This window comes from Nostoc sp. DSM 114160, assembly GCF_053470305.1.
On the sequence record NZ_JBPFGO010000004.1, the window covers coordinates 237,632 to 260,044 of the forward strand.

The following is a 22,413-nucleotide window of genomic DNA, read 5'->3' on the forward strand; positions in this document are numbered from 1 at the left end:
ACAAATTAATTAAAAAATAGTTAATTTGTTGAAATCATTCCGAATTATCTTTTTATCCCCACAACTTCACTTGTTTTTTGAGTTCATTCATATCCAAATAATCATTAGCAAAAGCTTTTCGTAAAAGTGAATGAGGAATAAAAGCATCATATTTTTGAATTTCCGGTGCTTCTGAGCTACTGACTAAATCTTCTGGAATAATTCTTTGTTCGCATAATGAACTAATTTCACGATAAAGATATTTAAATTTATCCTTGCCTAATTTAATTGTCAAATAATAGGGATTTACTCCGCCAATACTTGTAATTTCCAACGATTCCCGACAGTATGAATTGAGTAATCTTTCTAAGGTGCGATAAGCAACCGTACCCATCCAAGGAAAAATACAGCATTTACCTTTTTCTAATTGCAAAATATTCTGCCGATCTAATCCAACTTGCTGCGCCATTTGGCGAACTTGACATAACCGTTTCCAAGCATTTTTTTGTAAGTAACTATACTGGATATTCTCAAATAATATTTGCTGCATTCGTTGTAAAACTTTGGTATGAATAGTCCCACCACCGCCACGCCAATAAATACTAGATTTTCCCTCAGCTTGTTTAACAAAAATAGCCTTTTTTTTAAAGTCAACTTCTACGACTTCCCAACTTCTGCCAGCTAAAGCAAATTGATTACCAACAGGAAGCGGTGTGACAATACTGCCAATTTCTGTTGTACCTTGCTTAACAATATATTCTTGCTGTTCAGCAAAGACAGCATAAAACTGAAATTTTCTCACCACCTTTTCTCCTGCCAAACCCAGGATTAATTTACCTTGTTCAGTCTGCTGAATATGACCAATATCAATTAAATAACGTAATAATAGTTGAAAATCTTCTTTTAAAATAGCAGTAAAGGGCGACAGATTAAAAATTTGTTTAGCTAGAGCATTAGCTGAAATTTCCCCTGCTGCTGTTAAAATACTCATAGTTTGGTGATAAAGCAAACTCAAAGGATATTTAATTGGTCTAATTGGTTCAATCCATTGTTCCTCTAAATAAAGTTGAATTATCGCAATACACTGTAAAAGTTGCCAGGGGATTTGTTCTGGTAGAGAAGCTTCTGCTAATGGCTTATCTTCGGCGCAGACAAAACGCATATCAGCAGCTTCTCCTCTTCTACCACTTCGTCCCAAGCGTTGTAAAAAGCTAGCTACAGACAAGGGTGATTCTAACTGAATCACTCGCTCTAAATGACCGATATCTATGCCTAATTCTAGAGTCAGAGTGGCGGCGGTAACGGCTGGATTGTTGGGTTCACGCATCGCATTTTCAGCAGCTTGCCGTAAGCTAGCAGATATACTCCCATGATGCACATGATATATATCTGGTAGTCCTTGTTCTGTGGCAATTTGTCGCAAAGATGCAATTACAGATTCGGTACGTGTGCGATTATTAGCAAATATCAGGCATTTGCGAGACTTGCTGAGGTTGAAAATATATTGTTCATCTGCTGTCGCTTCTGATTCATCTACTTCATCAGTAATATAAAAATGTTCTACAGCTAGTTTTATCTGGCGTTTTATACCATCAATTTTTGGTGTAATTACTGGTTTATCTGTTCCCGATCGCAGCCAATTTTCCGCTATTGAGTAATTCCCAAGAGTTGCCGATAAACCAATACGACGCGGTTGTTTTTGCGTCAACTTTGCTAAACGTTGTAATTGGCAAATAATTTGACAACCGCGTTCTGAACCCATAAAGGCGTGAATTTCATCAATGATGACAAATTTTAAATCACCAAATAAGCGAAGTAAGTCGTTATTTTTATTAATTAGCAAACTTTCCAGAGATTCTGGAGTAATTTGCAGAATCCCTTGAGGATTCTTTAAAAGCTTGTTTTTTCTAGTTTGCGAAACATCGCCATGCCAGTGCCAAACTGGAATATCTGCTTCTTTTAGTAAATCATTAAGACGCTCAAATTGATCGTTAATTAAAGCTTTAATTGGACTAATATATAATGCGCCAATTGTGGCAACAGGGTTGGTATGTAATAGAGTCAAAACTGGTAGAAAAGCTGCTTCTGTTTTACCCGCAGCAGTTGCAGCAGTAACTAGCAAGTGAGCATCAGTGTCGAATATAACTTGACAAGCGGCAATTTGAACTGGTCGTAATTCAGTCCACTGGTGATGATAAATATATTCTTGGATGAAGGGTGCAAGTCGGCGAAAGGCATCGCTCATATTTTTTATGGATAAAAGTGTTAGTAAAACTACTCCTTGGTATTTCAGAATCCTCGAATCATGGATCGACGAGTTCCATGCTTGGAATTACCGATTGCTAAAAGCGATCGCTACTCTTAAATTTCTGCCGTAGAGATTCAACGACAAGAGCATTGATGGCAGAAATTCCACCTAATATGTCATATATGAAGATTGTTTTAATTATTTTATGTCTATTCAAGTCTACGGAATTCCCAATTGCAGCACTTGCAAAAAAGCTTTGACGTGGCTCCAACACAACAACATTGACCATGAATTTATCAACACCAAAGATACTCCGCCGACTCGTGAGATGATTCAAAACTGGGTAAAGTCTTTGGGTTTTGCTCCCATGCGAAACACCTCTGGTCAATCCTACCGCGCTTTAGGAGATGAAAAGAAGACTTGGGCTGATGAACAGTGGGTTGATGCATTCACTCGCGATGCAATGCTGCTCAAACGTCCACTTTTCGTCAAAGATGGAACAGCTGTGTTGGTCGGCTTTAGAGATGAGGAAATAGTTCGAGAAAAATTAGATTTAGCTTCAACATCATAACCCCCTGCCACGAAACAGTGGGCAGGGGGGTCAGGGATGCGGTTAAGTAAATACTGAACCGAGAACGGGTATAGGGCGATCGCCTTTTTAGATTTGGTGCGATCGGAAGCCGATAGGCCCTTCACCAGCATAGGTCGTGGTTCCAGTTAGGGTCTTCCCACCATCACTAGATGTGAGGTTGAGCGCCACTACATTCTGTTCCACACGACTACCGATTATCCAAGTCCCACCAGGATTCCACGGCGCTGTATTACCACCCCACTGGTTTTCTACTGTGTAGTTGTTGCTGCCAACAATGTTACCTTTAAAGCCGATGGGGCCTTCACCAGAATATGTGATAGTTCCAGTTAAGGTTTTACCGCCATCGTTCGATGTAATATCGATCGCAACAACATTTTGATTGGCGCGAGAGCCAAGTACCCAAGCCCCGCCGGGATTCCACGGAGCAGATGAGCCTCCCCACTGGTTTTCCACATTATAGACACGGCCATCAACAGCAGCACTCTTAAAACCGATGGGGCCTTCACCAGCATAAGTGATAGTTCCAGTCAGGGTTTTACCGCCGTCGCTTGATGTAATATCAATCGCAACAACATTTTGGTTTCCCCGCGAGCCGAGTACCCAAGTGCCGCCGGGATTCCACGGAGCAGATGAGCCTCCCCACTGGTTTTCTACGTTGTAGGTGTCGCTCCCAGTTAAGGTAGCTTTAAAACCGATGGGGCCTTCACCAGAATATGTTGTGGTTCCAGTAAGTGTCTTACCGTTGTCATTGGATGAAACTTTGAGTTCGACAATGCGCTGATCTGCTCTAGCTCCAATTACCCATACTCCACCAGGATTCCACGGAGCAGAGGCACCACCCCACTGATTTTGTACATTGTATAGATTATTAGCATTAGTAGTTGTTGTAGCTGTCATTGTTTTCCTCCAAAATTTTGATTGTTTTGTCAAAGTGAATCTGTAGCAATCCAATTTGATTTGGAAAAAATTACGCACAATTAACAATACCTTTGCCAAATTACGAGGCTTGACATCGAACAAACCTAAGATTTTAAATGCTTCTTTCTACCATGTAACAAAAAATTTCGTCAAGAAAATTCTGTTCTGTATGGTTTTACAGAAGTAGTTTTAACTGTCGTGTAAGCCTGAGTGCAGATTATAGTTTCTGCCTCATATTCAAGCAAGCGCTTGTCTTAGGCTATTTTGGCAAAAGTATTGTTAAGCAGCAAATGTTACTGTTTTGGGCTGTCGTAGTTATACTAGTACAAGAGTAGTTAAAATTGCAAGCGTAGTTAAGAAAATTTTTGATAAAAATGTTGTTTTGCTTTACTAATCGAGCCGTGGCATAGTTAATAAATCCTTTAGTACAGTCCGGTGCATCAGTTTTATTTATAGTTGCAATCACTTTTTTCAAGAGTGCCCAATTGTGAATTCCGTTAGCAGATAGCTAGGTTTAGCCCGTGCTGAGTGCAATTATTGCTTTTTTACTCAGCAATGCCGTTTTGTTCAGAAGGCAGAAGGCAGAAGGCAGGAGGCAGGAGGCAGAAGGCAGAAGGCAACCCACCCTTAAAAGAGTGGGATTGAAACAAGGACGTTTTATACCTCGCTGCAAGCAGTCTCAGTATAATTATCAGTTTTAACTGGGCTTTATACCCTGCAACTTTAGTTTTAATTGATACTCCTGAACTTCTGCCTTCTGCCCTCTGCCCTCTGCCTTTCTTGTAAATACTTGGGAAAATTTTGTTGATTTTTACTCCTATTGACTCAATGCAGATTAACATCCATCAGTCAAACTGAAGTAATAGGGGCAAGTATATATAGAGGCAAAAACCATGAATAAGCATAAAGAAACATTACGTGTCATCCTTGCTATATCCATCATTGTGGTTGGGATAACACACTTTCTTGTTCCACAAGAATATGTCAAAATTGTGCCGCCACAACTACCTTATCCTTTAGGATTAGTTTATCTCAGTGGCTTTTATGAAATTTTGGGTGGTATCGGGTTATTAGTTCCGCCTGTAAGTCAAGCTGCTGCTTGGGGGCTTCTTGCTCTTTTTATTGCTGTTTACCCAGCGAATATTTACATGGCAGCTAATCTGATTAAGATTGAACATATACCAAACTCACCTTGGGTACACGTAGTTAGACTTCCCTTGCAAGCTGTTTTAATTGCTTGGGCTTGGTGGTATACAAAATCTTCCTTTGGGGAAAAACAAGCTTCGATCGTTCCTAAGTCACTGATTCCCAAAGAACTAGAATGAGAATAAGTGCGTTTTTTATATCTGAATCATGCGCCTCACAACTTTATTTGGAATAACACTCTCGATAGCAATAGGTATTGGAGAAGTTACGCTTCCGGTGACTCAAGCTGTGCAGCTTAGAGATGGCTTGGTCTATTTTGTCCAACCGCCGACACTTGTTAAGGCGACAACTACTTACAAAGAGGTGAATGTTTGGGGCGCAACTTACTATTTCACTATCAATCTGCCGGAAAATGCTGGAGAATCGCTTCAGAAGGTATCGATCGCCCAAAAAGAAGGCTCAGAAAACATCCGCTACAATCTTGATGATACCCGTGCATTTGTCGGCACACGCGATCGCAAAGAAACGCAACTGCATCTAGGTTCAGTCATAAACGAGAGCAAGATACGCACTGTTTCTGTAATCTTCGATCCACCTGTGACTCCAGGACAGACAATTACAATCGCCCTCCGTCCTGTGAGTAATCCCAGCTTTTCTGGTGTCTACCTAATGGGTGTTACAGCATTCCCTGTGGGTGAAAAATCTCACGGTCAATTTCTTGGCTTTGGACGCTTTCAGTTCTATAGCAACAGGGGAAGTTGGTTATTCCCATAGAGGGAATAGGGGAATGGGGAATGGGAAACTTGTACTGAGCGCAGTCGAAGTATGGGGAATATTTTCTACAAGTACGGCGTTGGGAATGGGTGTGGAAATATTTGTTAGATGCGTGGAAAAGTTTTTAATTGAGTGGGTGTAAATTAGCTGTTTTTTTACCTTGGTTAATTTACACCCAACTTTCCCAAGAAATTTCTCTGACTTGTCGCATTCGCTCAAAGTCGCTATCAGATGAAACAAGAGTCAATGAATGACGTAAAACTGTAGCAGCTATCCAGAGGTCATTTTCACTAATGCCTATGGTATTCAATTTAGTTGTATTACGCTCACGCAGAGGCGCAGAGACGAAGATTGAGGTTTTCTGGCTATTGCTAAAATAACTTTTGGAGTCGCAAAAGCAACAAATGTGACTTTAAAACTAACTATTGGAGTCGCAAAAGCAACAAATGCGACTTTAAAACTAACTTTTGGAGTCGCAAAAGCAACAAATATGACTTCAAAACTAACTTTTGGAGTCGCAAAAGCAACAAATGTGACTTTAAAACTAACTTTTGGAGTCGCAAAAGCAACAAATGTGACTTCAAAACTAACTTTTGCGTAGACGTGGCCTACTACCTATTTTGTGGTTGAGTGGAAGACGATGGGGTTTGTTGTGTCGGGGGTGCTGGTTTATGAGTGCTTTTCCAATTTGTTGGATGTAATCTAAAGCCTCTTTTTCAGGGAAAAATCCTCGCGGTTGGACAATCTTAGCTAAATTATCTCCTTGAATATACTCCATGACCATGCATTTTAAATCACCTGACTCGAAGGTATCAATGACTTGGACAATATTCGGATGTATGCATATTGCTAGTTTGCGGGATTCATCAGCAAAACCTGATTTTAAGCGATCGCGGTCTTCGTTACTTAATTGATTCAGCAAATTGGAATTCAATGTTTTAATCACAACATTCTTGCCATCCCGATCCTCAGCAAGATAAGTAATAGCGAAGTTCCCCTGTCCTAACTCTTGTTTAATTTCATACCGATCGCGGTGTAACTTGTGTCCAGATGCCCAAGTCATTGGTTGATTATCTCAGAGAGTTATATTAATTTTTGCATATAGCCATTCTCCTGTGGATGCGATGCCTACGGCGGGTTACGATTACGCACCTGGAAAATGTGTGTTATAAAAGCGGGCAAGAGTTTAAAAAAAATACGAAAGTCTTTACTATGAAGCTTTTTCGTTAAATACCTCTAATGATTCAGGAAAAAGTATTTGTAATTTTTCACGATTGCTAACGCATACTCTAATTTTTCGGTAAATGCGTAATTCTTACAGTAATAGAATCAAATGCTACTGTCGGCAATCAAGCTTTAGCGTTTAATCATCAGTAATCTTTAAATAGAAAAATATTATGTTAAGTATTCCTATTAACCTAAATTTACCTCGTATACCCCATCTAGTAACTTCCTTACCTGGGCCTCGCGCTCAAGCAATTGTACAACGCGATCGCGCCGTAACTTCTCCTTCTTACACCCGCGATTATCCGTTAGTAGTATCTCGCGGTCAGGGCTGCATGGTAGAAGATGTGGATGGCAATGTATTTCTGGATATGACCGCAGGTATTGCCGTTACCGCCACTGGACACGCTCACCCAGAAGTTGTCAAGGCAATTCAAGAACAGTCGGCGCAACTGCTGCACATGTCAGGCACAGATTTTTATTATCAGCCAATGGTGGAACTAGCAGAACAATTAGCAATTCGCGCTCCCTTTCCCCACCCACAGAGTGATACTGGGTTTCCTGCAAAGATATTTTTCACCAATTCCGGGGCAGAATCGAACGAAGGAGCAATCAAACTAGCTCGATATTACACCAAGCGATCGCTAATCGTAGCCTTCTTAGGGGCATTTCACGGACGCACTTATGGAGCGATGTCTCTGACTGGTTCCAAAGCAGTGCAGCGAGCTAACTTTGGGCCTTTAGTTCCTGGGGTAACTCATATTCCTTATGGCACTCACGCTAGCTTAGATTACTTAGAACAACAGCTATTTACCACGATTTTACCACCGCAAGAAGTAGCGGCGATCGTCGTCGAACCGATTCAAGGAGAAGGTGGATATATCGTACCCGAAGATGGTTTCTTACAGCGGATTCGAGAGATATGCGATCGCCACGGTATTCTGATGGTAGTGGATGAAGTACAAGCAGGAATGGGGCGGACTGGTCGCTTATTTGCGATCGAGCATTGGGATGTCATGCCTGATATCATTACTACTGCTAAAGGTATCGCCAGTGGTATGCCATTAGGAGCGATACTTGCTAGACCAGAGTTAATGACTTGGCCTCCTGGTTCTCACGCTACAACATTTGGCGGTAATCCCGTAGCTTGTGCTGCTGGTATTGCCACACTGCGATTGCTAGAAAGTGGTTTGATGACCAACGCTACCCAGATGGGAGAATTCTTACAAGCTAGTCTTACCCAGTTGCATCAAAGATTTCCCAGAGTATCGCCGCCACGAGGTAAAGGTTTAATGGTAGCGGTAGATTTATTGGATGAACAGGGTAATCTCGATCATAAATTGCGCGATCGCATTATCCAAGAATCTTTCTTACGCGGTTTATTATTGCTAGGTTGCGGTAAAGCAGCAATTCGTTTCTGTCCCCCTCTAGTTATCGACAGCGACCAAATTCAGATAGCCCTTCAGATTATCAGTGAGATTTTAAGTTCTTAAAATATCAGGGAGATGAGGAGTAGGGGAACACAGGATAAATGGGGAAATGACAAATAGATTATTTGTAGAGACGCGATTCATCGCGTCTTTACCCAAGGATATGTTGCAATCATTAATTGAATTGGTGTAACAAATAACAAATGACAAGTGACAAATGACAAATAAAATAGCCCTTGATTTATGGAAATTACTTTGGCAAGAATATAGCGCCAGGGTCAATCATGCTCGTACCTACCAGCAAATGATTACTACTGCGGGTGGGACTGTCGCCAACGACCACATCGCCTTTCGGTCTTTGCGTTTATTAGTAGATACTCCACAAGGTAAACTTAACTTAGGAATTGACTACCTCGGACAACTTGCAGAAGCTTTGGGTTACGTGGCGGCTGGAGAGTATACTTTTGCTCAAACTCATTTGTACGCCCGTCATTATCGTCATCCACAGCAAGAGGAATTTAATTTACCCAAGCTGTTTATCAGCGAGTTGATTGTCGATGAATTGCCTGCTAATATTGCCCAACTCATCTTTAAAACAGTATCTTCAATCCCCAACAAACTCATCTCCCCCCTTACTCTTCTACAAAAAGACGCAGACTTTGAAACCAGCGCCAAACAACTCCAGCAAGTTTTTACCCGTCCTTGGCAACCTCCGCAGCGTTCTGTTGTCGAAAAGGTGAATCGGGTTACTCAGTATGGAGCTTGGGTTTTACTGCACGGATATGCTGTCAACCACTTTACAGGTTACGTTAATGGACAGAATACCCCAGAATATCCAGACATTGATACTACTGCTAATGCTTTGGCTAACCTGGGTGTACCAATGAAAGCAGAGATAGAGGGAAATGTTGCTTATGGTTTGCGGCAAACTGCAACTCAAGCAGTAACAGAAATGGTGACGGTGTTAGATGATAACAGTGGTGCAAAAATTCAGATTCCTTGGACTTACGCCTATTATGAAATTGCCCAGCGCTATCTAGTAGAAGTGGAATCTGGAAAGCAGCAGCTTTTTGATGCTTTTCTAGGAAGTAATGCCCAGCAATTGTTTGAAATGACTCGTCTATCTAAATAGCCTAGAGATTGTTCTGTAAAGGATTCAGTTCGGTGTTCCAAGCTTGAAGTTTCATGTTTCAAGTAGGTACACCGTGTTTTGGGCAAACTACGCTTGCAAGACAAAATCAGATGCTGTAAGAGTCGGCGCACCAGTTAGAGTTGCAAATAAACCGCCACTGCCAAAACCAGCCGCGCTGCCATTTTGGTTGTAAAACAACTGCCCACTCACAGCGTCATAGACAATTTTCGCTGTGCTAGTTCCGGCGGAAGATGTTATTTGAAAATCACTCTTGTTACTAAAACCTGTTCCGGGAGTAGAAGCGATCGCACTAAAAGTAGTCTTATCCAGTACAATCTTGTCACCTTCAAGACTGTTAAAGTCACTAATAGTATCTACACCAACATCAGAGCCGTAAAAATCAGTACTAGTGTTGTAAAGGAATATATCAGCACCAGCACCGCCAACAAGAGTATCATTACCTGAACTACCAATGAGGGTATCATTGCCAGCGCCACCACGGAGATAGTCGTTGCCACTCTTGCCATCGATGATGTCATCACCTCCCTGACCATTAATCACATCATCAGAGTTGTCAAAACCTGTGATGTTATTGTTAAGGTCATTGAGGAAAGTCACTGTGTTTTTATTGAATAAGTTAGTTTGAGTGGAGTTGGCATCGAAGACATCGAAACTGTCAGCGATGTTAGTCTGGTTATCAAACAGGATATTGCCGAGCGCTGGTTCGCTACCCGACGCAGGTAAATTTTCCAGGTTTTCTAGTTGAAAGTTTTCCAGGATGACTTTGGTATTGCTTGTATCTTCAAAAGTGACTTCTAGATTGTTGCCATTTTGAGTTAATTGCAGATTTTTAGCAGTCAATCCACTACCTGTAAATTCCAACGTGTCCACTTGAGGAATCACTGATACTGAAGCTTTTGAACCTTTGCCTACACCGCTAAAGTCGGTTATGGTGTTGATGCCATCGCCAGGGTGAAAGATAAATTTATCTTGACCACCCAATCCCTGAATGATGTTATTGTCAGGCGTACCGATGAGAATATCTCCACCAGCAGTTCCGGTGATAAATTTCTGGCCACCCAAGCTGGTTATTGCCACTGCGCTAGTGTTACTGAAACCTTGCCCATCATCAATGACAAACTCAATTATGGTGTTAACAGTAGTGGCAGCAGTATTGTTGTAAGTAAGGCTGTTGAGAACTTGTCGGTAATTGGCAATGGTATCAGTGCCGTTTAGGGTAAGAGTACCTGTGGTGGCATTGTAAGTAGAGGTGATGTTACCAATGGCAGTGGCATTGAGACTTTCGGCTGCGCCATTTAAGAGATTGGTAATGGTGATGGTGGCACCAGCTAGGGTAGTGTTGTTATCGCTGAGGGTGAAGTTGGGATCGATGATGCAAACTGGAGTGCCGCTAAAGGTGGTGCTAAAATTAATTCCTGAAGAGTTGCCGTTCAGGTCGAGGACAGGAGCGCTGTTGCCAAACACCGTATAACCGTAACCTCCTCGCCCCCCGATAATCAGATCGTCAAGACCATCGCCGTTAATGTCTCCCGCACTGCTGACAGACCTGCTTGGTGAGTAGAAATCTTGATTAATGCTTTTAATGACAAAGCCGTTAGTGCCGTTGAGGCTGGAAAGATCAAAACTGGCAGCAAAACCAGACTTACTGCCAAATACCACGTAGCTCTGACCTGCACTATTTGACCCGATAATCACGTCGTCGATACCGTCGCCATTAACGTCTCCTGCACTGCTGACAGAGATGCCTAATTGATCGCCGTCATTGACGCCGTTGATGGTAAAACCATTAGTACCATTCAGGTCAGAGAAGTTGAGTTTGGGATCAAAACCAGACTTACTGCCAAACACAACGTAGCTCTGCCCTGAGAAGGCGTTGGAGGAGGATATATCATACGCCCCGATAATCAGGTCGTCGATGCCGTCACCATTAATGTCTCCCGCACTGCTAACAGAGATGCCTGAGTCGATGCCGTTAATGACAAAGCCGTTAGTACCGTTGAGGGTGGAGAGGTCAAGGCTGCCATTAAAACCGGACTTGCTGCCAAACACCACGTAGGTCGTCCCTAAGAAGCGGCCATTGGCGTCGCTACCTCTTGACGTCATAATTAGGTCGTCAATGCCATCGCCGTTGATGTCTCCCGCACCGCTGACAGAGTAGCCTAAATCGATGCCGTTGATGATAAAGCCGTTAGTACCGTTGAGGTTGGAAAGGTCAAAGCTGGCACTAAAATCTTTTTTGCTGCCAAATACCACGTAACTCTGCCCTGAAAAGTAGCCGTTGGGAAAAGAAGCTGGTGGTGGTGCCCCAATAATCAGGTCGTCAAGACCGTCGCCGTTAATGTCTCCTGCATTGCTGACAGACTTGCCTGATGATGACAAAAAACCTGGATTGATACCATTGATGGCAAAGCCGTTAAGACCGTTGAGGGTGGAGAGGTCAAAGCTGGCACTAAAATCTTTCTTGCTGCCAAAAACTACGTAGCTTTGCCCTGAATTCGGCCCGTTGGGGGAGGCACCCTTTGCCATTATAATCAGGTCGTCAAGACCGTCGCCGTTGATGTCTCCCACATTGCTGACAGGATTACCTAAGAAATCACCTGGATTGAGACCGTTGATGACAAAGCCATTAGTGCCGTTAAGCGTGGAAACGTTAAGTTGAGCATCAAAACCCCCCTGTCTGCCAAACACTACGTAGCTCTTTCCTGAATAGTTGCCGTTGGGTGAGGCGTCTGGTGCCCCAAGAATCAGATCGTCAAAACCGTCGCCGTTGATGTCTCCCGCACTGCTGACAGAGAAACCTAAGTCGTCATTTGGATTGATGCCGTTGATGGCAAAGCCATTAGTGCCGTTGAGATCCGAAAAGTTAAAAGTTGAATTTGCCATCATTTCTCCAGTGTTAGTTTTTATGAGTTATTTTTTGTTAGTCACGATCGAAGACACTAGTGCCGCAAAGCGGAAGTTAAAAGTATTATGGAATGGATTTTTTAAGGATTTTAAATGGTTGCTCTATTTACGCCGGTGGCATACTATAAAGCTGAGTAACAAGCTGCTCGAAATTATTGTAAAAAATCTTAATACAATTTGCTCTCTTCATCTCTCCCCTACTGGCATTACATTGCCAATTTGTGATTGCGTTATAGATTGTGCGATATCTACGACGGCCTACGTCTACGCATCATATATTTTCTAAAATTTGGCTACAATTCTATTAATATCCCCCTGCTTATCCTCTGTGATAATCTTTTACTGCCACATCTAACCAATAGGGGGAATTGAATAGTTCGTAATTCATAATTAGGAAGTTTAATCACGAATTACAAGCTTACAGTTATAAATTCTCTTGATAGCGGCCTTTTGATATCAGCTAGTCAACCGATTTAATTTTGTAAGCAAAAATTAATTTAATACTTTAATAACTGTTAAATCACTTAAATACTCTAATGAATCTCTCAGCAGTGTCAAGAGGCTAAGTGTAATTTTGGTAAAGTTAGAATGAATTTTATGAAGTGCTATATAAAGTTTTTGCGTAGGCGTAGCCTGTAGTCGATATTGGACTCTTCTTACAGATTCTCTTGAGGAAGCAAATTCAACATTTGTGCGTTTATTAGCTAAAACTTGGGTTCAGCACAACTTAAATTACAGCGTTAGTAACGAAAAAAATGATTTTACTAACCAAAATGGTAATTTTGTAACGAAAATTATGACATTTGTAGCAAAAAAACAATTTTACTAACCAAAATGGGGACTTTGTAACGAAAATTATGACATTTGTAACAAAAAAAGGGGTTTTTATAACGAAAATTGCGACTTGAGTTAAGTGAAGTCGCAATTTTTATAACTAAAATTAGGGTTAATGTTCAAAGAGTGTCGCGTTTTGCTAGATATTGATACATCTGCCAACGTGCATCTACTTCAGCTTGGGCTTGTTTTAACAAATGTTTGGCAACGTCAGGTTTACTCTTAGTGAGCATTTTGAAACGATTTTCTTGATACATCGAATGTTCTACAGATTGCGTAGGCGATCGCATATCCAATTGCAATGGATTTTTACCCTGGTTAAGCAACTCTGGATTATGCCGATACAGCAACCAACGACCTGATTCTACCAAAGTTTTTTGATGATTCATCCCTGTGGTCATGTTGATGCCGTGGGCAATGCAATGGCTGTAAGCAATAATTATTGATGGGCCATCATAAGCTTCTGCTTCTAAAAATGCTTTCAGGGTATGTTCATCTCTAGCACCAAGGGCTACACTCGCTACGTAGACATTTCCGTAGGTCATGGCAATCATTCCTAAGTCTTTCTTTGGTGCTGGCTTACCACTGGCGGCATATTTTGCCACTGCGGCTTTTGGCGTCGCTTTAGAAGATTGACCGCCTGTATTAGAATACACTTCTGTATCCATCACCAAGATATTGACATTCCGACCACTAGCAATTACATGATCGATACCGCCAAAATCGATATCATAAGCCCAACCGTCACCGCCAACAATCCAGACGCTTTTTCTCACCAAGTAATTTGCAAGGGATTTGAGATTTTGGATTTTGGATTTGAGACTTCGGCTACGCTCAGTCGAACGATTAGAATCGAGAGTTACAATTTCATCTAACCTTTGCTGCAACAGTTCTATCCGTTCGCGCTGTTCCCAAATGTCAGCTTCAGATTTTTGTTCAGCTTTCAGGATGGAGTAGACAAGGTTTTCATCTATTTCACTCCCCAATTCTTGCAACAATTCTGCCGCAAACTCAGCTTGTTTGTCGAGGGAGAGGCGAAAGCCAAAACCAAATTCGGCGTTATCTTCAAATAGATTATTAGACCATGCGGGGCCGCGTCCTTCGGCGTTGGTTGTCCAAGGAGTTGTAGGAAGATTCCCACCATAAATTGAAGAACAACCTGTGGCATTGGCGATGATGGCGCGATCGCCAAACAATTGTGTTAATAATTTTAAGTAAGGTGTTTCACCACAACCTGCACAAGCACCAGAGAATTCAAATAAAGGTTCTTGCAGTTGTTGTTGGCGAATCTGGTTTAATTTTAGCGATCGCCTGTCAGGATTAGGTAAACTCAAGAAGAAATCCCAGTTTTTCCGCTCTTGCTCTTGTAAAGGCAACTGCTTTGCCATGTTAATCGCTTTGAGCGATGGCTCAGATTTATCTTTAGCAGGGCAAATATGCACACAAATCGTGCATCCCGTGCAGTCTTCTGGGGCAACTTGAATGGTAAATTTTTGATTGGCAAAGTCTTTATCTTTTGCACTAATTGACTTGAAGCTTGCTGGTGCTTTAATTAACTCATCCGCTTGATAAGCTTTGGCACGGATGGCACTATGGGGACAAACCATGACGCACTTACCGCATTGAACGCAGACATCCGGTTCCCATACAGGTATCTCTTCGGCAACGTTACGTTTTTCCCACTTGGCAGTACCTACAGGAAAGGTGCCATCAAATGGTAGTCTGCTAACAGGTAAGTCATCACCTTCCCACACCATGATTTTACCCAGAACTTCTCGCACAAATTCGGGAGCAGAATCGAGCAATTTTGGATTTTGGATTTTAGATTTTAGATTATTGATTGTCTGTGGTATGTCTACTTTATGCAAGTTGTCTAAGGTATTATCTACAGCTTGCAGGTTCATACGGACAACTTCTGCGCCTTTTTTACCGTAAGTCTTGTCAATCGCTTGTTTGATTTTAGCGATCGCTTCTTCTTGCCGCAAGACACCCGCTAAGGCAAAGAAGCATACTTGCATAATGGTGTTAATTCTGCCACCCATACCACTTTCACGGGCAACCTGACTAGCATTGATTACATATAACTTCAAATGCTTGTCGATAATTTGCTGCTGTACCTTCAACGGCAGATATTCCCAAACGGTATCTGCATCATGAGGACTGTTAAGCAGCAAAGTTGCTCCAGGAATAGCAGACTTTAAAATATCTATGCGTTCTAAGAATCCCCAGTGATGACAACCAATAAAGTTAGCTTGGTCAATTAGATAAGTAGAGCGAATTGGCTTTTTACCGAAGCGGAGGTGAGAGACGGTCATTGAGCCAGATTTTTTGGAGTCAAAGACAAAGTAGCCTTGGGCGTAATTGTCAGTTTCTTCACCAATAATCTTGATAGAGTTTTTGTTAGCGCCAACAGTACCATCAGCACCTAACCCATAGAACATTGCCCGAACAACATTATCCGATTCTGTAGAAAAATTAGGGTCATAGCTCAAAGAAGTATGACTAACGTCGTCATTAATCCCAATCGTAAAGTGATTTTTTGGTTTAGCTTGGGCAAGATTATCAAAGATGCCCTTCACCATCGCCGGAGTAAATTCCTTAGATGAAAGACCATAACGACCACCAATAATTTTAGGGTATGAGAAAGTATTTTCTCCCCCTGCCTCCCCTGCTCCCTGCTCCCCTGCCTCTTCTCGCCACGCTTCATGAATAGCAGCCACTACATCTAAATACAAAGGTTCACCAGCGCTACCTGCTTCTTTGGTGCGGTCGAGAACTGCGATCGCTTTTACACTAGTTGGTAATACTGCAACAAACCTTTGGACATCAAAGGGGCGGTAAAGTCGCACTTTCACTACACCAAGTTTTTCACCACGGGCGTTAAGGTAATCTACTGTTTCATGGACGGTTTCACAGCCTGAACCCATAAGAACGATAACGCGATCGGCATCGTTAGCACCGTAATATTCATAGATTTTATAATGCCTTCCCGTGCGTTCTCCAAATTCATCCATGATGCGTTGGACAATTTCTGGACAGGCGTTGTAATAAGGGTTCGCGCCTTCACGCCCTTGGAAGTAGACATCGGGGTTTTGGGCAGTCCCGCGCAATACGGGACGATCTGGGGTGAGGGCGCGGCTGCGGTGGGCAAGTATTAGGTTATCGTGAATGAGCGATCGCAAATCATCATCTGAAAGCAGTTTGACTTTCTGCACTTCATGTGATGTACGGAAGCCATCAAAGAAATGCATAAAGGAGACTCGCGTCTCTAGGGTAGCAGCATGAGCAATAAGAGCAAAATCTTGACTTTCCTGCACTGAAGCCGAACACAGCAGAGCAAAGCCAGTCGCACGAGCTGCCATTACGTCGCTATGGTCGCCAAAAATTGATAAAGCGTGGGTAGCCAGGGAACGGGCAGCAACGTGAACCACAACGCTAGTCAACTCACCAGCAATTTTGTAGAAATTGGGTATCATCAACAATAATCCCTGAGATGCCGTGAAAGTGGTACTCAGAGAACCTGTTTGCAATGCTCCATGCACAGCGCCAGCTGCTCCCCCTTCGCTCTGCATCTGCACGACGCTAGGAATAGTACCCCAGAGGTTGGGACGACCTTCTGCTGACCAAGCATCTGCCCATTCACCCATTGCTGAAGAGGGGGTGATGGGATAAATGGCAATCACTTCATTTAATTTGTAAGCAACACGGGCAACAGCCTCATTGCCGTCAATGGTTGCAAAGGTTTTGTTCATAATATGATTTTTGTCCCCGCCTCTAAGCTGTATTATCAGAACACGCGAATATAAGAATCAGAAATAGCCAGTACTAGAAAGTAAGTGTATTATCTGCATTAAAGATTTCACGGTAGGATTTACTCCGTGTTTAAAGGATAGTTTGTTAATACCTTTAGGCTTTTAAATTAACTTTCAATCAATACTGCATCTATTAATATCTCATCTGCAATACTGCATCTATTAATATGTATTAATAATGTACTCAATGACAAAAGTCTTTGTTTGAAAAGACTTTTAGATAATTTATTCTTTTTTGTGGGGTACAGGGACGGGAATATTACATTGCTAATCGCCGATTTCCATACCATTGACTTAAATCATCTTCAATCGCCTCAAGAATCGCGATCGCCTCAGTTATTGATTTTGCATCGGCAGCTAAAAGTGCAAACGCTCGCTCAACCCGCTGTTGATAGTTCTGCGGGCAAATAGCAAACTTATTAGCAATTGCGCTCGCCCCTTTTTCATTCAACAGGTAATCTTCATTGATGGCTAACTAAAGCACGAGCGATCGCAACTTGTTGTTTTTGCCCTCCAGATAGGTTTTTTGGGTAATAATTTATACGATATCCTAAACCGACAGTTTCCAAAATAGCGATCGCTTTGGCGTCGATATAGTTTAATCTAGTTTTGCCCTAGATGTAATATTTCTCAATTTTCATCTTTGCCACTTAAGTATGAAACTATGATTTGATTTGGAAAAACTCCGTAAATTCTGGAGGTAGAATGGTCAAATAAGAATCAGTGTATTTTTATACGGTAAAATAATAATCAATGGATTTTTTATTAAGTGTAATTTATGACTTATCGAAGAAATTTTTTAAGGAGAGCAGGATACACAACCCTTTCTGCCTTATTAACTATGGGGTTTTTACAAAAGGATAACCAAAAACAAGACCAAAACACGAATTCTATTGCAGCAGATTATACAAGTAAAAATTTAAATTCTCCCCTTCGGCAATTAGCTGCCGCCAAAGGAAAGCGTTATGGTGCAGCAATTTCTAATGAATTTTTGCAAACAGAGAAAGATTACGCTAACCTAATAGCTCGTGAATGTTCCATTGTGACACCGAATGGTGAATTAAAATGGGACGCTACTGAACCACAGCCAGGACAATTTACCTTTGAATCAGCAGATGCGATCGCTGATTTCTGCCAAAAGCATAATATAGATATGCATGGGCATACCCTTTTCTGGCACATGGGAAGACCAGACTGGGCAACATACCCTCCTACACTTAAGATGATCGAACGCCATGTTAACGGAGTCATGGGGCATTATCGCAATAGTCCCGTTTTAAAGTCTTGGGACATTGCCAATGAAATTATCGCTGATAGTGAAAATGAAACTGATAATGCAACAATCGGTTTGCGTAAAGGGGTAAAACCAGAATTAATTCGAGACTTATTTTTAATTGCCGCTTCAGTTGATAACAGCAAGAAATTTTACCTAAACGATTTCGGCATCGAAGGCGCTACATGGAAATCAGATCGTTTCTTGAAAATGGTCGAATATCTGAAGAATAGTGGCGTTAAAATTGACGGGGCAGGTCTCCAATCACATCTATGGTTTTCTACTGCATATCCTTTTGACGAGAAAGGACTGAATTCGGTCTTAAAACGGCTTAACGATCTTGAAGTGAAACCAATAATTACAGAATTAGATATTATCATTGATACCCCGCTACCCGATAGTATCAAAAGCCTAGACCAAATGGTAGCCGATAGTTACAAGCGATATCTTGACCTATGCTTTGAGAATCAAGTCGATACTGTGATTACATGGGGACTTACCGACCGTCATACCTGGATACGTCACCCTAAGTGGATGCCAAGAAAAACCTTTAGAAACAATCCAAGTCTCTGGAAATTTCTGCGTCCGCTTCCCTTCGATGAGAACCTGCAATCTAAACCAGCTCGCAATGCTATAGCCCAGGCTTTTCAGGAATCAACTTAATACTCCACTAAGGCATAAATGTAGTATTTCCTCAGCAACTGAGGTACACCCAGATCTTGTTTACCAAGCTTAGTAGCTTTGAAAATGTACCTCACTATGCCGGGAACTGCTATAGTATTTTTAAGGATTATTCTAAGCAAAATAAATGCAAATATTTTTAGTTATTCACGATTATGAAAGTTGAATAAGACTTCCTGACTAATCAATCATTAAATCTTAGTACAATATTTCATAAATTCGTGACGAATTGAGCGACCTACTGGTAAGAGTCTGAGAGACTCGATCAAGCTACGAACTTTTGAAATTTCGTACTTATAAATACCAGAAGGTTATTTTTTTTTCGTTTACTTGAGATACTCCAAATTTCTCGTAAAAATAATGTGCCAACAAACCAAGGCTCTAGTAAGTAACGTCTCCAAAGTCTTTTCGGTTCAGACAACAAGCGATACAACCATTCTAATCCCACCTTTCCCATCCAGCGAGGAGGAGTAGGTATTGCTCCTGCTATATAGTCCATACAAGCTCCACTATTCAAAATAGTATTGGTATGAAGATGTTCAAGATTTTCGTAAATCCAATACTCTTGGCGTGGCATACCCATTCCCACCATTAATATATGAGGTTTGTAAGCATTAATTGCAGCTACAGTGGCGAGATTTTCTTGACTATCTTTATTTATATCAATATAGCCATGAGCGCAAGCAATCTGTAAACCAGGAAATTTTTGGCATAAAATATTTGCTGCTTTTTCAGCAACTCCTGGCTTTGAACCTAAATAGAATACACGCCAGCCTTTAGTAGCAGCTTCTGCCATCAGAGGACATACCCAGTCAGCATAGGTTACTCTTTGTTCGCGTTTAATTGGAAAACCCAACAGCTTTCCAATAAACACCAAAGGCATACTATCAATATGGGTATATTCTGCTTTTGAATAAAAAGCTTGCATTTTTAGATCGTTATGGAAGAGATAAAGACTATGTAAGTTGTGATTAGCAATAATCCATTTTTCATCACGATCAATAGATTCTTCAATCAATGAATTTAAGTCAAGGATAGACAGTGCATCTACTTGAGCACCAATAATTTTATAAGAAAATCGCTTTTTCATATCTTATTTTTATTTTGATAAATATGAGATGTTATCTCAAAGTCAAGGTGAGTATTGTAAAATCAATCAGCAATATTTCAATACAAAAGTACTTAAATATTGAAACACCTAAGTTTTTTAGTTAAAATTATTATCTAAATATAACTAAAAAGCACTTATTCTTATGAGGATGTCTGCGATATTTTGTGCTTTTGCATTCCACGAATACTTTTCGGTAATTAAACTATATGCTGTATCTACAAGTGATTGATATTTATCAATATTGGAAACAGCATCCAGTATTGTGTTAGCGACTTCTTCGCTAGAGTATCCTGTTACCAACAGATGTTCCAAGTGGCGAAATTCTTCTAAACCTCGCAAACCTTCTGGCGTTGATACAACTAATTTTCTACTAGCGAAATAATCTAGTGCTTTATTGCGAGCGCCACCTGCTACTGCTTGTTTTGAAAATGGCAATAAAGCAATATCTGCATATTTCAGATGGACGATAAAATCTTCCCTTTTAGGTAAAAAGCCTAAAAAAGAAATGTTAGAGGGTATTGGTTCTGAAATATCACTACTATCCCTACCAATGACAACAAAATGTACTTTTTCTTGATAATTTTCAAGGTATTTAGCAACCTCAATAGCCATTGATACAGACATATCATTAGTTGGAAATTGAAATGTCTTGGGAGCAATGATAACGACTATTTTAGCTGGCCTGAATGCCTGATAGGGGTCTTTATCTGGAAAAACTTCAGTATTGAGTAAGTCTTCAGTAACTCCGTTCCCAATAGAATAAATTTGTTGTGGAGTTTTTCCATACCATTGGGAAATTAGTTTAGGAATTGATTCACCTGCTGCAATAATTGGACTACCAGAAAATATTAAAATTCCCTGAGCAATATATGTCTTAATACATTGTGCAAACTCTTTGAAAGGATTGGTAACTGAAAACAAGCGCATCCAGTATTCATAAGGCGAAAATGTATGAAAATCTAAGACAAGAGAGGAGCTACTGTGTTTTCTAAGCTTTAGTGAAATTAAAGCAGCCAATCCAGGTAGTGTTTCTTGAGCATACACAATGTCTGGACAAAACTCGTCGATGCACTTTTCTATGGATTGAATATATGACTTCAAGCTTCTTGAGCCAATAGAAAGAGAAGGTGCATAATTAACAGATGAGCAATCTAAACCTAGTTGAAAAACATCAAAATGTTTAGTAAGATATTGTCCTAGATAAAAAGGTCTAGTAAATGCACCAAATGGCTGACTAGAATCGAGTGTTGAGACAATCAGTAAACGTTTACCCATAAAATAATTGTTGATTATTTTATAATTTGAAATTACATTTGTCAAATTATTAAGATAGTTACAATTTATCTAAATACCATGCATCAATAACTATCGTGCAACTATTAAACTTCTGAGTTACTTTGATTAATATCCTCAGAAAATGTCGGAGAAGTTGCTAAATCTTTGTAACCAATAATTGCTCTAATATAGGGTAAGAACCAGTACAATATCCAGAATGGCCCAGAGTGTCTGCTACAAAATATAGTCCATGATTTCAATGGAAAGGCTTTGATTTGTAGTACTTTTTTCAAGCGTTCTAAGAGATTTAAATTGGTATCTGCCCAACTATTGCGGATAGAGTTTTTAGTGCAAGTACCAATATACCCAGGAGCTACCCATATTTTACAACCCAATTTACGCGCTCTCAGGGCATAATCTAAATCTCCTAAACTATGAACAAAAGCTGTATCAATATTACCAACTTTCGCGGCAACACTTTTAGGAATTAGCACGCAGTTACCATACATAGCATCGCATTGTTGGATAACGGAGCTTGGTTCTAAAAATTCAAATTTATTAGAATACCACTTTTTAGATTTTACCGCTCCTCCATAGGTTGCTTTTCCTGTAATTGAGTCTTTAGTTGAACCAACTACAATTGAGTCTCGATAACCAAGTTCTGTCAAATTTTGATGAACCTGTAATAGTTTACTCACAGCATTGGCTTCCAAAAATGTGTCATCATTCAACCACAGATAATAATCATATTGATATTTGATTGCCTCACTGAAAGCTAGATGCATTCCTCCCACCCAAAATAAATTGCCATTACCTAGAAGAATTTGTACTTCTGGATATTCTGCTTTAACAGCCTCTGTAGTCCCATCAGAACTTCCATCATCGGTTAAATAAACATCACAACAATTTTTTTGCTGATATAAAGCGTTTAGACAGGCAAGAGTTATATTCCGTCTGTTATAACATGTCATAATTACAGCTATATTCGCTTTCTTCATCTCATTTCCCTCATAATAATATGTACAAAAGCAGTCAATCTAAATAATAAATTTAGAGACG

Annotated in this window: 17 protein-coding genes and 1 pseudogene; 7 read left to right on the top strand and 11 right to left on the bottom strand. The window is 40.7% G+C overall.

What is annotated here, in order from left to right:
• Positions 1–52 precede the first annotated feature (52 nt).
• On the bottom strand, positions 53–2,224 hold the full coding sequence (locus NSTCB13_RS32910) for a DEAD/DEAH box helicase (RefSeq protein ID WP_448275219.1): 2,172 nt from the start codon (positions 2,222–2,224) through the stop codon (positions 53–55).
• Between the two features lie 208 nt (positions 2,225–2,432).
• Between NSTCB13_RS32910 and NSTCB13_RS32915 the strand changes: the two genes are divergently transcribed.
• Positions 2,433–2,798: a Spx/MgsR family RNA polymerase-binding regulatory protein gene (locus NSTCB13_RS32915; protein ID WP_448275221.1), complete on the top strand. Its 366-nt coding sequence runs from the start codon at positions 2,433–2,435 to the stop codon at positions 2,796–2,798.
• 87 nt (positions 2,799–2,885) lie between these two features.
• Here the strand turns inward: NSTCB13_RS32915 and NSTCB13_RS32920 are convergent, their stop codons facing one another.
• Positions 2,886–3,716: a lectin OAA family protein gene (locus tag NSTCB13_RS32920; RefSeq protein WP_448275223.1), complete on the bottom strand. Its 831-nt coding sequence runs from the start codon at positions 3,714–3,716 to the stop codon at positions 2,886–2,888.
• Between the two features lie 914 nt (positions 3,717–4,630).
• Here NSTCB13_RS32920 and NSTCB13_RS32925 point away from each other — a divergent pair.
• Together NSTCB13_RS32925 and NSTCB13_RS32930 are read left to right on the top strand one after the other, a co-directional pair.
• The gene (locus tag NSTCB13_RS32925) at positions 4,631–5,062 is read left to right on the top strand and encodes a DoxX family protein (protein ID WP_448275224.1); all 432 of its coding nucleotides are present in this window, start codon (positions 4,631–4,633) and stop codon (positions 5,060–5,062) included.
• Between the two features lie 28 nt (positions 5,063–5,090).
• Positions 5,091–5,657, top strand: a complete 567-nt coding sequence (locus NSTCB13_RS32930) for a DUF2808 domain-containing protein (RefSeq protein WP_448275226.1) — start codon at positions 5,091–5,093, stop codon at positions 5,655–5,657.
• Positions 5,658–5,826: 169 nt separating this feature from the next.
• Here the strand turns inward: NSTCB13_RS32930 and NSTCB13_RS32935 are convergent, their stop codons facing one another.
• The gene (locus NSTCB13_RS32935) at positions 5,827–5,967 is read right to left on the bottom strand and encodes a PIN domain-containing protein (RefSeq protein ID WP_448267011.1); all 141 of its coding nucleotides are present in this window, start codon (positions 5,965–5,967) and stop codon (positions 5,827–5,829) included.
• Between the two features lie 96 nt (positions 5,968–6,063).
• Between NSTCB13_RS32935 and NSTCB13_RS32940 the strand changes: the two genes are divergently transcribed.
• Positions 6,064–6,258, top strand: coding sequence for a hypothetical protein (locus NSTCB13_RS32940; RefSeq protein WP_448275227.1), 195 nt, complete (start codon positions 6,064–6,066; stop codon positions 6,256–6,258).
• On the opposite strand, the gene NSTCB13_RS32945 is transcribed toward NSTCB13_RS32940, so the two are convergent.
• Positions 6,244–6,720, bottom strand: a complete 477-nt coding sequence (locus NSTCB13_RS32945; protein ID WP_448275229.1) for a serine/threonine protein kinase — start codon at positions 6,718–6,720, stop codon at positions 6,244–6,246. The genes NSTCB13_RS32940 and NSTCB13_RS32945 overlap by 15 nt on opposite strands.
• Positions 6,721–7,054: 334 nt before the next feature.
• Here NSTCB13_RS32945 and NSTCB13_RS32950 point away from each other — a divergent pair, with 334 nt between their 5' ends.
• Positions 7,055–8,374, top strand: a complete 1,320-nt coding sequence (locus tag NSTCB13_RS32950) for an acetyl ornithine aminotransferase family protein (protein WP_448275231.1) — start codon at positions 7,055–7,057, stop codon at positions 8,372–8,374.
• A 154-nt stretch (positions 8,375–8,528) separates the two neighbouring features.
• Positions 8,529–9,443: a 2-oxoadipate dioxygenase/decarboxylase family protein gene (locus NSTCB13_RS32955; RefSeq protein WP_448275232.1), complete on the top strand. Its 915-nt coding sequence runs from the start codon at positions 8,529–8,531 to the stop codon at positions 9,441–9,443.
• An 87-nt stretch (positions 9,444–9,530) separates the two neighbouring features.
• On the opposite strand, the gene NSTCB13_RS32960 is transcribed toward NSTCB13_RS32955, so the two are convergent.
• From NSTCB13_RS32960 to NSTCB13_RS32975, 4 genes and pseudogenes are all read right to left on the bottom strand, one after another.
• Entirely contained in the window at positions 9,531–12,350 is a 2,820-nt protein-coding gene (locus NSTCB13_RS32960) for a beta strand repeat-containing protein (protein ID WP_448275233.1), read from the bottom strand.
• A gap of 971 nt (positions 12,351–13,321) precedes the next feature.
• A complete protein-coding gene (nifJ, locus tag NSTCB13_RS32965; protein ID WP_448275235.1) occupies positions 13,322–16,954 on the bottom strand; it encodes a pyruvate:ferredoxin (flavodoxin) oxidoreductase in 3,633 nt (1,210 codons plus the stop codon).
• Between the two features lie 319 nt (positions 16,955–17,273).
• Positions 17,274–17,465: a hypothetical protein gene (locus tag NSTCB13_RS32970; RefSeq protein WP_445631777.1), complete on the bottom strand. Its 192-nt coding sequence runs from the start codon at positions 17,463–17,465 to the stop codon at positions 17,274–17,276.
• 16 nt (positions 17,466–17,481) lie between these two features.
• Positions 17,482–17,607, bottom strand: a pseudogene (locus NSTCB13_RS32975) (ATP-binding cassette domain-containing protein); the annotation flags it as partial.
• 185 nt (positions 17,608–17,792) lie between these two features.
• Between NSTCB13_RS32975 and NSTCB13_RS32980 the strand changes: the two are divergent.
• Positions 17,793–18,950, top strand: coding sequence for an endo-1,4-beta-xylanase (locus tag NSTCB13_RS32980; protein WP_448275237.1), 1,158 nt, complete (start codon positions 17,793–17,795; stop codon positions 18,948–18,950).
• A 283-nt stretch (positions 18,951–19,233) separates the two neighbouring features.
• Here NSTCB13_RS32980 and NSTCB13_RS32985 read toward each other — a convergent pair whose 3' ends face one another.
• The 3 genes from NSTCB13_RS32985 to NSTCB13_RS32995 form a co-directional block, all read right to left on the bottom strand.
• Entirely contained in the window at positions 19,234–20,058 is an 825-nt protein-coding gene (locus tag NSTCB13_RS32985) for a WecB/TagA/CpsF family glycosyltransferase (protein ID WP_448275239.1), read from the bottom strand.
• 144 nt (positions 20,059–20,202) lie between these two features.
• Positions 20,203–21,354: a glycosyltransferase family 4 protein gene (locus NSTCB13_RS32990; protein WP_448275241.1), complete on the bottom strand. Its 1,152-nt coding sequence runs from the start codon at positions 21,352–21,354 to the stop codon at positions 20,203–20,205.
• Positions 21,355–21,458: 104 nt separating this feature from the next.
• Positions 21,459–22,352 (bottom strand): glycosyltransferase family 2 protein, encoded by an 894-nt coding sequence (locus NSTCB13_RS32995; RefSeq protein WP_448275242.1) that lies wholly within the window; start codon positions 22,350–22,352, stop codon positions 21,459–21,461.
• Between the last annotated feature and the right edge of the window lie 61 nt (positions 22,353–22,413).